The 12150-nt window shown below is 63.8% G+C and carries 12 protein-coding genes and 1 pseudogene; 6 read left to right on the top strand and 7 right to left on the bottom strand.

The window, feature by feature from the left end; all coding sequences use genetic code 11:
• Positions 1 to 44: 44 nt before the first annotated feature.
• The 3 genes from H9658_RS14515 to H9658_RS14505 all read right to left on the bottom strand — a co-directional run bounded on the left by H9658_RS14515 (position 45) and on the right by H9658_RS14505 (position 2481).
• Positions 45 to 443 carry a hypothetical protein gene (locus H9658_RS14515; RefSeq protein WP_191825868.1) on the bottom strand — a complete coding sequence of 133 codons (399 nt, stop codon included), beginning with the start codon at positions 441 to 443 and terminating at the stop codon, positions 45 to 47.
• A 408-nt stretch (positions 444 to 851) separates the two neighbouring features.
• Positions 852 to 1466, bottom strand: a complete 615-nt coding sequence (locus H9658_RS14510; protein WP_191825867.1) for a hypothetical protein — start codon at positions 1464 to 1466, stop codon at positions 852 to 854.
• 709 nt (positions 1467 to 2175) lie between these two features.
• Complete coding sequence (locus tag H9658_RS14505) at positions 2176 to 2481, bottom strand: hypothetical protein (protein WP_191825866.1); 306 nt, start codon at positions 2479 to 2481, stop codon at positions 2176 to 2178.
• A 172-nt stretch (positions 2482 to 2653) separates the two neighbouring features.
• On the opposite strand from H9658_RS14505, the gene H9658_RS14500 reads away from it, so the two are divergent.
• Positions 2654 to 3667 (top strand): integron integrase, encoded by a 1014-nt coding sequence (locus H9658_RS14500; protein WP_191825865.1) that lies wholly within the window; start codon positions 2654 to 2656, stop codon positions 3665 to 3667.
• Positions 3668 to 3795: 128 nt separating this feature from the next.
• Here H9658_RS14500 and ilvD read toward each other — a convergent pair whose 3' ends face one another.
• Positions 3796 to 5634 carry a dihydroxy-acid dehydratase gene (gene ilvD / locus H9658_RS14495; RefSeq protein ID WP_191825864.1) on the bottom strand — a complete coding sequence of 613 codons (1839 nt, stop codon included), beginning with the start codon at positions 5632 to 5634 and terminating at the stop codon, positions 3796 to 3798.
• Positions 5635 to 5895: 261 nt separating this feature from the next.
• Between ilvD and H9658_RS14490 the strand changes: the two genes are divergently transcribed.
• From H9658_RS14490 to H9658_RS14480, 3 genes are read left to right on the top strand one after another with little or no spacing between them, the layout of a single operon-like run.
• Positions 5896 to 6438, top strand: coding sequence for a DUF1190 domain-containing protein (locus tag H9658_RS14490; RefSeq protein WP_191825863.1), 543 nt, complete (start codon positions 5896 to 5898; stop codon positions 6436 to 6438).
• 40 nt (positions 6439 to 6478) lie between these two features.
• The gene (locus tag H9658_RS14485; protein WP_191825862.1) at positions 6479 to 7660 is read left to right on the top strand and encodes a glutathionylspermidine synthase family protein; all 1182 of its coding nucleotides are present in this window, start codon (positions 6479 to 6481) and stop codon (positions 7658 to 7660) included.
• A 19-nt stretch (positions 7661 to 7679) separates the two neighbouring features.
• Positions 7680 to 8315 carry a hypothetical protein gene (locus tag H9658_RS14480; protein ID WP_225209980.1) on the top strand — a complete coding sequence of 212 codons (636 nt, stop codon included), beginning with the start codon at positions 7680 to 7682 and terminating at the stop codon, positions 8313 to 8315.
• Positions 8316 to 8590: 275 nt separating this feature from the next.
• Here H9658_RS14480 and H9658_RS14475 read toward each other — a convergent pair whose 3' ends face one another.
• On the bottom strand, positions 8591 to 9073 hold the full coding sequence (locus H9658_RS14475) for a RusA family crossover junction endodeoxyribonuclease (RefSeq protein ID WP_191825860.1): 483 nt from the start codon (positions 9071 to 9073) through the stop codon (positions 8591 to 8593).
• A 72-nt stretch (positions 9074 to 9145) separates the two neighbouring features.
• Positions 9146 to 9472 carry a hypothetical protein gene (locus H9658_RS14470; protein WP_191825859.1) on the bottom strand — a complete coding sequence of 109 codons (327 nt, stop codon included), beginning with the start codon at positions 9470 to 9472 and terminating at the stop codon, positions 9146 to 9148.
• A 391-nt stretch (positions 9473 to 9863) separates the two neighbouring features.
• Here H9658_RS14470 and H9658_RS14465 point away from each other — a divergent pair, with 391 nt between their 5' ends.
• Entirely contained in the window at positions 9864 to 10085 is a 222-nt protein-coding gene (locus H9658_RS14465; RefSeq protein ID WP_191825858.1) for a SymE family type I addiction module toxin, read from the top strand.
• Between the two features lie 500 nt (positions 10086 to 10585).
• Positions 10586 to 10762, top strand: a pseudogene (locus H9658_RS22965) (phage integrase N-terminal SAM-like domain-containing protein); the annotation flags it as partial.
• Positions 10763 to 10792: 30 nt separating this feature from the next.
• Here H9658_RS22965 and H9658_RS14460 read toward each other — a convergent pair.
• Entirely contained in the window at positions 10793 to 12091 is a 1299-nt protein-coding gene (locus tag H9658_RS14460; RefSeq protein ID WP_191825857.1) for a DUF58 domain-containing protein, read from the bottom strand.
• Positions 12092 to 12150: the final 59 nt, after the last annotated feature.

Raw genomic sequence — 12150 nt, 5'->3', positions numbered from 1 at the left:
CGCCTGAGTTAAGCCGCGCCGAAGGCGTCGGCTTGAATGATTAGTTAGGCGCCTGACCAGCTAAAGTAAGCGCCTGCGAAATGGTACGCCAGCTGGAATAGCGCCGCTCTATCAGATTCGGCAACGCCTAGCGCAAGCGTGTTTAGCACAAGAAAAGCCGGGAAATGCGCCGGCGCTTCGAAAGGGGCGCCTGCCTCCAACTGCCCTGAGAAGAACGAAAGCGTCTGCTGGCAGTTGGCAGTAGCACCATTTGTTATAAGTACTGCCGAGTAGACCGGCAAGCCGTTTGCCTTGAAGCGACAAATCGGTCCCGCGCAGTCAATGGAGAAGCGTTCCAACGTGCTGCCCAAGGGACGATCGAACACAGGCCCCGCTGCATCGATCAGATCACGACAGACGCCCAGCCACCGCGCCGAAAGTTGGTTGGCGTCAAGGTCGGACATGCCTAGTACTTCTCCATCGGGAGCGTAATGGGCGACTAAGAATGCTTCCATGGGGCCTAACGCTTGAATTAAGACGCGTTGCGAAGCAACGTCGGCTTGAATGAGTTGTTAGGCAGTGAGTGGCCGAAACGGTTGAGACCGCAACCGTGCTCCCCAGCACTGCCCGCCTGAGCCGAGTGTGCCACAGCTTGCGGGATGAAGCTTGCACCGCAATGCCACGGGGCCTGTTGGCTCCGAAGCTAGGCGCAATGAGTGCCGCGCGGCAGTGACACGAAATGACGAAGCGGCGGACTGTCCGATGCCAGTTACGGTGAGAACCACTGTCCGGAGCCGACCGCGTACGCGCCAGTGATCTGGTCGAAGATGCGAGCGCCGATGCTGTTGCTCCACCACGGCCTAACGCCTGAATTAAGCCGACCCGCGAAGCGGGTTCGGCTTGAATGAATTGTTAGGTGCGATTCTACGCATGAACGCTTCTAGTTCCTGCTCATTCTGAAAGATAGCTTCGATGTCATTACTAACAAGGCCTGTGAACTCAGGAGAAGCCGAATCTATCAGCTGCTCCAGGTCTTGACGAACGCTCAGAACCCAGGTGTTATTGCCTACCGTGGCTGCGTGATTGATGGGTGCATCTGACCAGTCAGAAAGCGCTGGGAAGAATGTGGAATAAGCGTCAAGCGAGTAGCGCACGATGACTGAGAAAGGAGCAAGCTTTGATCCGACTTGCTCGTAAAGCGACCTGTCTGCAAGAAATGTGGCTAGAATGGACAGCCGTTCCGAATTGTGGCCTGCGCGACGAACTAGCTTGTATGTTTCGTCCGGATCTTCGTCTAAACGCGAAAGGAAGACATGAGACTTGAGCGCACATTCACAGCCCATGACAAGATCAACGAAGCTTTTAATCCTTCCGGTCTTGTGAAGCTGGTCTTCCCACAGGACGTCAAAGCGCGATGCAAAGTCTCGAGCATCCCTGTGATAGAACTCGGCGACAGAGTGTTGAACAGAGATGGGCAACGTCTTCATGACATGAGCACCTAACGCCTGAATTAAGCCGCGCCACGAAGTGGCGTCGGCTTGAATGAATTGTTAGGCCTCATGGCACTGAGAACTGAATGCCACTAGCCCTCGACCTAAGCTTGTCTAGAACCCTCAGCCGCTTTGCGTATAGATCAAGCTCTCCTAGTTGGTTGCGGTACTGAGTTGAATACCACGGCCAAATGACTCTTGGTGCTTTCTTTAGAATTGGACGGCTAGTCAGAAGTCTCGCATCTTTTAGGTAAAGCATGTTGGCGCCAGGGTACAAGTTGGTTTGCCAGTAATTGATTCCTAGAAGATTTGAGTGCGGCCAGTCATGAGGCGGCCCTTCCGGAAATATGTGGAACGCTATAGGCGGGGCAAGGCCTTGGCAAAAAGGGGTGCCGTAACCGAATGGTGAGCCAAAATATGCGGCGTGTTGACCACGAAATTCAAATGTAAGCAGAACTTCTTGCTCGCGTGAAATATCTGGCCTTGGCCTCTTCACGCTGAAATTTGCATGCTTGTCCGTGTCTCTACCGAATATCTTTCCACTGCGCAGTATTCCCACTGCGCCAGATAGCGAGGTCAGGTGAAGCAGCGTTGTGAAGGTTTGAGGAAAGTTAGATGGGAATGGATAGCAAAACATGGGCCTAACGCCTGAATTAAGCCGAGCCGCGAAGCGGCTTCGGCTTGAATGAATTGTTAGGCACGGGAGTCATGCGGGAGCCTTGAAGATGAGATCTTGGAAGTCTTGCAGACTGTGCGCACCGCCACAGGTATCACCAGCCTTGTACATAGCAAGTGACCTGTCCAGCACTCCGCTAAGCCGGCCGCCATTGTCCGCATCCGGGAAGTCTTGAAGCACAAGCGCGATGCCGCTGCGTAGCTCAATAAAGGCTCGTTCAAGATCTAGAGTGTCCTCGGGTGCGAGAAAGCCGGGATTGCGGAATTGGTCGGGAGCACTGAGCACAACCAAGCCAATGAAGTCATAAAGACCGTCTATGCTATCTACCCAAGCCATATGAGCGCCTAACTACTATTGGACCGCCTAAAAGCGGTGTTGCGCCAAGTATCGACTAACGCCAGAAGTCTGGGAAGGGGGGAATTCCTACTTCGTAACAATGACTTGTCGGATGGCAACCGACGGTCTTGGCGTCGATGCTGGTTGCGTTATCCGACGTTTGAGCAGGCGTATGAGTTACACCCGTGACGATGCAGGCGTAACGACGCGCCTGGCGCCCAAGCTGCTGGATCGGGTCCGTGGTCGGCTGCGGCTTCGGCATTACAGCCTGCGCACCGAGCAAGCGTATGTGGGCTGGATACGGCGCTTCATCCTGGCCAACGGCAAGCGGCATCCGGCGCAGATGGGGCAGGCCGAGGTCGAAGCGTTCCTGACGGATCTGGCGACCCGGGGGCAGGTCTCGGCCGGAACGCAGAATCAGGCGCTGGCGGCGCTGTTGTTCCTCTATCGTGATGTTCTGGGCGTGGAACTGCCCTGGATGGAGAATCTGGTGCGCGCCAAGCGGCCGCGGCGGATTCCGGTGGTGCTCTCGGTCGAGGAGGTCGCGCGCTTGCTGACGATGCTCGAGGGGTCTTGTCGGCTGATGGCGGGGCTGCTGTACGGCAGCGGGATGCGGTTGCTGGAATGCCTGCGGTTGCGGATCAAGGATGTGGATATGGTTCGCGGCGAGATCGTGGTGCGCGACGGCAAAGGCGGCAAGGATCGGCGGGTGCCGCTGCCGCGCAGCCTGCGCGGGGAATTGATGCAGCAACGCGAGCGGGCGCTGCTGCTGCACGCCGCGGATCTCGCCGACGGGGCGGGAAGGGTGTTCCTGCCACATGCGCTGGCGCGCAAGTATCCCAATGCCGATGTCGAGCCCGGCTGGCAGTATCTGTTCCCCGCCGCGCGTCGATCGGTGGATCCGCGCAGTGGCCGAGTGGGCCGGCATCACGTGTCGGAGGAAACGCTGCAGCGCGCGGTGCAGGCGGCACGGCGCCGTGCAGGCATCGCCAAGCCGGCGACCTGCCACACCCTGCGGCATTCGTTTGCCACGCATCTGCTGGAAGCCGGCCACGATATCCGCACCGTGCAAGAGCTGCTGGGCCACAAGGATGTGGCCACCACGCAGATCTACACGCATGTGCTGGGGCGAGGGGCGTCTGCGGTGCGCAGTCCGTTGGATGGGCTGGGCGTCGGCGGTATGTGACGTGCCGCCAAGAAAAGCAATCCAGCTGTGGGCGTTTGTGGTCACGCGTCGGGACTGAAGTCCCTCCCACAGTGCAATCCCGGGATGCCATGAAGACCGTGGGAACCCACGGTCTTCATGGCAACGCCTCAACCGTCCAGCATCGCCTTGTCGCGCACCGCGCCCTTGTCGGCACTCGTCGCCAACAGCGCATACGCCTTCAGCGCAGTGGTGACCTTGCGCGGGCGCACTTCCACCGGCTTCCAGCCTTGCGCGTCCTGTGCGGCGCGGCGGGCGCCCAGTTCGGCGTCGTCGACCAGCAGGTTGATGCTGCGGTTGGGGATGTCGATCAGGATCCTGTCGCCGTCGCGGACCAGGCCGATGGCGCCGCCGGCCGCCGCTTCCGGCGAGGCGTGGCCGATCGACAGGCCGGAGGTGCCGCCGGAGAAGCGGCCGTCGGTGAGCAGGGCGCATTGCTTGCCCAGGCCCTTGGACTTCAGGTACGAGGTGGGGTAGAGCATCTCCTGCATGCCGGGGCCGCCCTTGGGGCCTTCGTAGCGGATCACCACCACGTCGCCGGCCTTCACTTCGTCGGCGAGGATGCCCTTGACCGCCGAATCCTGGCTCTCGAACACCTTGGCGTTGCCTTCGAACACGTGGATCGATTCGTCCACGCCGGCGGTCTTGACCACGCAGCCGTCGAGCGCGATGTTGCCGTACAGCACCGCCAGTCCGCCTTCCTGCGAGTAGGCATGGGCGACATCGCGGATGCAGCCCGCTGCGCGGTCGGCGTCCAGCGTCGGCCAGCGCGTGGCCTGGCTGAAGGCGACCTGGGTCGGGATGCCGGCCGGGCCGGCCTTGTAGAACGTGTGCACGGCGTCGGCGTCGGTCTGGGTGATGTCCCACTGCGCGATGGCGTCGGCGAGGGTGCGGCTGTGCACGGTGGCCTGGTCGGTATGCAGCAGGCCGCCGCGCGCCAGTTCGCCGAGGATGGCGACGATGCCGCCGGCACGGTGCACGTCCTCGATGTGGTACTTCTGGATGTTCGGCGCGACCTTGCACAGCTGCGGCACGTGCCGCGACAGGCGGTCGATGTCGCGCAGGGTGAACGGCACTTCGCCTTCCTGCGCGGCGGCGAGCAGGTGCAGGATGGTGTTGGTGGAGCCGCCCATCGCGATGTCCAGGGTCATCGCGTTCTCGAACGCTTCAAAGGTGGCGATGCCGCGCGGCAGGGCGGTCGGATCTTCGGCGCCGTACCAGCGGTGGCATAGCTCGACCGCGGTGCGTCCGGCCTTCAGGAACAACTGTTCGCGGTCGGCATGGGTGGCGACCACGGTGCCGTTGCCGGGCAGGGCCAGGCCCAGCGCTTCGGTCAGGCAGTTCATCGAGTTGGCGGTGAACATGCCCGAGCACGAGCCGCAGGTGGGGCAGGCGCTGCGCTCGAACGCGGCGACCTTTTCATCGGAGGCGTTGGGGTCGGCGGCGATCACCATCGCGTCGATCAGGTCCAGGTTGTGGTCGGCGAGCTTGGTCTTGCCCGCTTCCATCGGCCCGCCGGACACGAACACCGTGGGGATGTTCAGGCGCAGCGCGGCCATCAGCATGCCGGGGGTGATCTTGTCGCAGTTGGAGATGCACACCAGCGCGTCGGCGCAGTGCGCGTTGACCATGTATTCCACCGAGTCGGCGATGATCTCGCGGCTGGGCAGCGAATACAGCATGCCGTCGTGGCCCATGGCGATGCCGTCGTCCACGGCGATGGTGTCGAATTCCTTGGCCACGCCGCCGACGCGCTCGATCTCGCGCGCGACCAGCTGGCCGAGATCCTTCAGGTGCACGTGGCCGGGCACGAACTGGGTGAAGGAGTTGGCGATGGCGATGATCGGCTTGTGGAAGTCGGCGTCCTGCATGCCGGTGGCGCGCCACAGCGCGCGCGCGCCGGCCATGTTGCGGCCGTGGGTGGAGGTCTTGGAGCGATAGTCGGGCATGGGGGCGTCGTACGGTCGGAAGGCGGGCGGAATGCTGGCGGAAGCGGGCGGCCCGGCGAGGGCGGTAAAGGGTTGCATTCGCAACCTTTTGCGCCGCGCACAGGGCCATTCGCCACGTTATCACGCGGCCTGCGCGGCTGCCCTTGTCGGCGATGAACCGGCGCGATGCGCATGGCGCCCGGCGGGCGCCGCGGTGCCGGCGATTTCCGTCCCTGGCCGGAACCAGGCATCATCGGGGGTCTGTGCTCCGGGAGGGAACCGATGAAGCGATCCAAGAAGGCCGCGCTGTTGCTGATGGGCAGTGCGCCGCTGCTGTTCACCGCCTGCGCGCCCGAAGCCAAGCGCCAGGAGGGGCTGTACACCTCGGTGGAAGCCTGCGCGGCGCAGACCCACGACATCACCACCTGCCGCGAGGCGTTCAAGCAGGCGCAGCAGCAGTCGGCGGACCAGGGGCCCAAGTACGCCAACCGTGAGCAGTGCGCGCAGGAGTATTCGGCCGAGCGCTGCGTGGAGCAGCGCGACAGCCAGGGACATTCGTTCATCGGCCCGCTGATGACCGGCTTCTTCCTGTCGCAGATGCTCAACGGCAATCGCATGGCCGGCTTCAACGCCGCGCCCGCCTATCAGGACCGGCAGAGCCAGTGGCAGCGGCCCGCGGCCGCCGGGGCCGGCGCGGCCGCCGCCACCAGCCTGCGCGGCAACCAGACCATGACCCATATCGGCGCCACGCCGAACCGGGCGGTCACGGTGAGCCGCGGCGGTTTCGGCAGCTCCAGCGGCGCGCGCGGCAGCGTCGGCGGCTGACCGCCGCGCCTTCCTACGCCGCATCGACCAAGGCAAGCACATGCAACGCATCGCGATCGTCGAACGCGGCGACTGGCGCGCGCAGGCCGCCGAGTGCGGCTTCCGTTTCCACACCATCGGCGGCGAACGCTACTGGGACGAACGCGCGTACTACGCGTTCACCCTGCGCCAGATCGAACGCGACCTGGAGGATCCCAGCGCCGAGCTGCACCAGATGGCGATGGGGCTGGTGGACGAGATCGTCGCCAGCGAGGAGTTGATGCAGCGCCTGGCGATTCCGCCGGCGTTCCGCGACTGGATCGCCGAGAGCTGGCGGCGCCGCGATCCGCACCTGTACGGGCGCCTGGACCTGGCCTACGACGGCACCGGCCCGGCCAAGCTGTACGAACTGAACTACGACACGCCGACCTCGCTGTTCGAGTCGTCGTTCTTCCAGTGGCAGTGGCTGGAAGACCAGCGGGCGCAGGGGCGCCTGGCGCACGACGCCGACCAGTTCAATTCGATCCACGAGACGCTGGTGGAGCGCTTCGCCGAACTGGCGGCGCAGTTGCCGCCACCGCTATCCTTCGCCGCGGTGCGCGATTCGGAGGAAGACCAGGGCACGGTCGCGTACCTGCGCGACTGTGCGGCGCAGGCCGGGCTGTTCGGCGAGGCGATCGCGATCGAGGACATCGGCCTGTCCGAGGACGGGCGCTATACGGATCTGAACGACGCGGTGATCGGCACCTTGTTCAAGCTGTATCCGCTGGAAGACCTGTTCGCCGAGCGCTTCGGCCAGGCCCTGCCAGGATCGGGCCTGCGCCTGCTGGAGCCGCCGTGGAAGGCGGTGCTGAGCAACAAGGGCATCCTGCCGCTGCTGTGGTCGCGCCATCGCGGCCATCCCAACCTGCTGCCGGCCGCGTTCGACGACGGCGCCGCGCTGCCGCCGGGCTGGGTGCGCAAGCCGCTGCATTCGCGCGAAGGCGCCAACATCGCCTTGCATCTGGCCGACGGGCGCATGCTGGAGAGCGACGGTCCGTACCAGGGGCCGTGCATCGTCCAGCAGGCGTATCCGCTGCCGGCGTTCGACGGCCGCTATCCGATGGTCGGCAGCTGGATCGTCGGCGATAGCGCGTGCGGCATCGGCATCCGCGAGGACGACGGCCCGATCACCCGCGACAGCGCGCGCTTCGTGCCGCATGCGATCGTCGAGGCGGGGCAGGCCGGCGTGCTGTATGCCTGAGCATGGGCCGTCGCCGGTCATGCCACGGCGGCATCGCAACGACGGGACGCCGTTGGCGGCCTACGCGGACCGGGTGGCGGTGCGCTGCCATCGCTGCGACGCGCCGGGCTGGGTGCTGGCGCAGTGGCAGCCGTACCGCTGGCAGGCGCGCTTTCGCTGCGGCCAGTGCAGCGCGGCGCTGGACAGCGGCAACGACGACTGGGTGGGCGCGGTGCGGCTGTCGGGCCGCCGCGCCTGCGGCCATTGCGGCCACCAGTGGGTCCAGGTCTGTGCGGTCTCGACCGCGGCGGTTGCGCCGCCCGGGAGCTTGCCCGGGCGCTGTGCGCATTGCGGCAAGCAGAGCGCGGTGGCGGTGCAGCCGCAACGCGTGCGCGACGCGCAGCCCTGCGACCCGCATTTCGGCATGTCCCTGGCGCTGGTCGCACCGACCCGCGCCGGCGTGCTGTGGGCCTACAACGCGCGCCATCTGCAGGAGCTGCAGGACTACGTCGCGGCCACGCTGCGTGAGCGGCGCGGTCTGTTCGGGCGCTCGATGGTGGCGCGCTTGCCGGCGTGGATGAAGCTGGCGCGGCACCGGCCGCTGATGCTGCGTGCGCTCCAACGCCTGCAGCAGGCCTGCGCGCAGTTGCCGCTGGCGCCCGCTGTCGCGCCGTGACCCGGCCCCGATATGGCGGAGTGCCGCCGGATTCGTGGTCGCGCGGACGTAGGCGCGGGGACGGCGCCGCGCGCTTGTCGTCCGCGATGTGGCGTGGGCACGCTGCACGCCGTTCGCGCTGGCATGCAGCGCACGCGCGGCGCCAAGTTCGCGGTGCCGCATGCGGCGCAGATGCCGCGGGAGTCCAGAGACGAAAGCCGCGCCGCACTTGCAGCACTACCGCCTGACGCCAGAATTATGCCGAGCCGCGAAGCGGCTTCGGCTTGAATGAATTGTTAGGCCTCGGGCTCGTTGTTTGGAAGTCGCACCATCATTGGCTCAATAAACCAAGATTGCGGTGTGTCGCCGAGCGTCTTGAAAGCCATCCATACTTGCCACTTTGAACTTTCGCTTTTAGACACAAAGAGTGCATCGATCTGCTTGTCATCCTCGTAGGCAATGCCGCAAAACGCGTCCAATATAGCCTTTGCCATATTGTCTACATCCTTGGATCGATATGCGGACTTGGGTAGGGAGATTCCGATGCCAACCAGCAAGCGCCCCTTAAGTGGCCAGCCCTCACTAGCTGACCTGGAGAATATCTCCCTTACTGCCTCCTCGAATGCGGGCACGCCTAAAGGAACCGTGGCAACAAGAACACCATCTTGCTTCTTATAGCCGACTCTCTTTGAAGGGATCTCAAGGTCATCTAAGCGTACCAAGCCTCCGTCATAGTAGTCCGCCACGCGGAATCTGACGGTCTTCTTTTTCTTAGCCATGCTTGTGGAGAGGCCTAACGTTTGAGTCAAGCCGCGCCGCGCAGTGGCGTCAGCTTGGACGAATTGTTAGGCCTACAAGCCGAGATGCAGGCCGCTGATAACACTGTCCAAGACTTTGGTCTCGAAACCCTGAAGCTTTTGCCACTTGACCGAATCCAGATCGGACCACTGACCTCCAGCCGAAAGTCGCTTGCCTGTTGCATAAGAATCCTTCCAGACGGCCTGGCACCCGGGCTCACCAGTAAGACCTTGACGGTCAACGATGCGAGCCGCAACTGAGCCAACGAACTCTTTGTCCGCACCGAGTGCCAGACCAGTGATCTCACAATAGGTGTAGTCGGGCGCTGCAAGGGCAGAGAAGGGCGGCAGCAAGAGCGGTGCAATCACTAGAAGTCGCATGGATCTCTCCTGTAGGCCTAACGCCTGAATTAAGCCGCGCCACGAAGTGGCGTCGGCTTGAATGAATTGTTAGGCAGTTGCTCTTGCAGTCCCCGTCGCTTCTGCCGCAGACCAAGCATGCCACAACAATAAGTCTGCTGCTTGCACACGGCTTGACCCGGACCATGCGTGGCGCTAAATTTGACCAAGGTGCTGAACACACCATCGTAGGCGGAAGCCACTCCCGTTAGCCAAGTGGCTTTTTTGTGCCCCGCCTTTTTCTATGGCCGGGTGGCGCGCAGCTATGCAAGACCCGAAAGGGGAAAACTGCGGGCGGCCCTACGACCGTGTTCAAGCACCCGGCCGCCTCTCTGAACAGGAGGCGAAATAGAACGAATCGTAGGAGTACACCGTGACTACCAAGAAGACCTCGTCACCGAAGCCTCGCTATCTGACGATTGGCTACCAGGTTTACGAAAGCCGACACAAAGATCGGGAATGCCGCTACCGACCACGACAAGTGCCGTTCCTACGGTTGAGTGGCGATTGGCTATCCGCAGCTGGCTTCACGGTTGGACAAAAGGCGCGAATACAAGTGATCGGCCAAGGCATTGTGATCTTGCCTGAAGGCTGAGCTAGATAAGCCGCGGGCAAAGACTGTACATACCCGCGGCATTTTGCTTTTTGATGCCTAACGCCTGAATTAAGCCGACCCGCAGAGCGGGTTCGGCTTGAATGAATTGTTAGGCAGACCTGCCGAATGTAACTGTGGACGGCTCTACCTCAACAACTCGGCCGCTATCCATCTCAACAATTGCCGATGATACTTGTATCGGATTGTTCCCCTCGTCGTAGATCACGCGGGTGCCGTATTGGATAAACATGCCTGTTTGCTTGTCACCGTGTCCAAAATACACGCTACATGGTCTTGGGTCACTCATCAGCTACACCTCCAAGTTGATCGATCTGCCTAACTACTATTGGACCGCCTAAAAGCGGTGTTGCACCAAGTATCGACTAACGCCGGAGGTCTGGAAAGGGGCGAATTCCTAACCCGTAACAATGACTTGCCAGATGGCAGTCGCCGGTCTTGGCGTCGATGCTGGTCGCGTTATCCGACGTTTGAGCGGGCGTATGGGTTACACCCGTGACGCTGCAGGCGTAATGGCGCGCCTGTCCTCCAAGCTGCTGGATCAGGTCCGTGGTCGGCTGCGGCTTCGCCATTACAGCCTGCGCACCGAGCAGGCCTATGTGGGCCGCATCCGGCGTTTCATTCTGTCCAACGGCAAGCGACATTCGATGCAGCGGGGTGGCGACATCGTCATGGGCCGCGGCGTCGCGCTACAGCAACCCGTCGCGCTTGACCGCGAGATAGCGTTCCACCAGCGCGCCCGGCAGCTCCTCGCCGGTGACGTCGAGCACCATCACGCCGTGGCTGCGCAGCGCGTCGTGGGCGTCGCCGCGTTGTTGCAGGTAGCGCGCCACCGCGCCGGCCTGCACCGCCTGCTGCAGGTCGTGCACGTCCTGGCGCAGCGCCTGGTCCAGCGCGTGCTCGCGCAGGCTGGCCACGCACACCAGGTGCCGGCGCTGCAGCAGCCGCACCGCGGCGAGCAGGTCTTCGATGTCTTCGTCGCGCACGTTGCTGATCAGCATCACCAGCGAACGGCGGCGCTGGCGCAGCGACAGTTCGGTCGCCGCGGCCAGGTAATCGGTGGCCACCGCCTGCGGCTGCAGGTCGTAGCTGGCGCGCAGCAGCGCATCGACCGTGCCCATGCCGCGCTGCGGCGCGACCCAGCGCGCGTCGCCGCCGCTGGCCATCAGCCCCACCGCATCGCCCTGGCGCAGCGCCAGGTACGACACCACCAGCGCGGCATTGAGCACGTTGTCGAAATGCGCCAGGCCGCTCTCGCTGGCCATCATCCGCCGGCCGGTGTCGATCAGCATCAGCAGCTGCTGGTTCTTCTCGTCCTGGTACTCGCGCGAGATCAGCTTGCGCGCGCGCGAGGTGGCCTTCCAGTCGATCTGGCGCAGGCTGTCGCCGACGCGGTACTCGCGCATCTGGTGGAAGTCGGTGCCTTCGCCGCGGCGCCGCTTCAGGTGCGCGCCGACCAGCCGCGACGCCTGTTCGGCGCTGAACAGGGCGAAGCGGGTCAGCGGCGCGAAGTTCGGATACACGCGCACGGTCTGCGCCGCGCCGGCCACGCGCCGCTGCCGCCACAGGCGCCAGGCCGAATGCAGGCGCAGATGGGTGCCGGGAAATTCGAAGCGGCCGCGCGCGGTCGGACGCAGCCGGTAGGTGAGATGGGTTTCGCTGGCCGCGTGCAGGGTCACCCGCCGCGGCAGGCCCTGCATCCACCAGCCGCTGGGCACCAGATCGAACACGTCCAGTGTCTGCCGCTGCGCGCTGTCGAGGCGCAGCCCGGCCTCGCGCTCCACGCCCAGCGGCAAGGCCTCGGGCAATTCGCGGCGCACCTGCGGGGTAGGGCTGCGCCACAGCCGCCACGCATCGACCGCCGCGATCACGCCGATCGCCGCGCCCAGCGCCTGCCACGGCCACAGCGCGACGACCTGCAGCGCCGCGGCCAGGCCGCACAGCGCCCATAGGCCGAGCAGGGCTAGCAGTGGCGGGGCGGGTCTCATGGGTTGAGGGCCGGGATTCGGGAGTGGGGATTGGGGATTCGGAACAGCGCGGCGCGCGC

Origin of the sequence: Xanthomonas bonasiae, assembly GCF_014836395.1 — a bacterium.
GTDB lineage: Bacteria > Pseudomonadota > Gammaproteobacteria > Xanthomonadales > Xanthomonadaceae > Xanthomonas_A > Xanthomonas_A bonasiae.
Note: the sequence above shows the minus strand (reverse complement) of the source record. Positions and strands in the feature narration are given on the sequence as shown.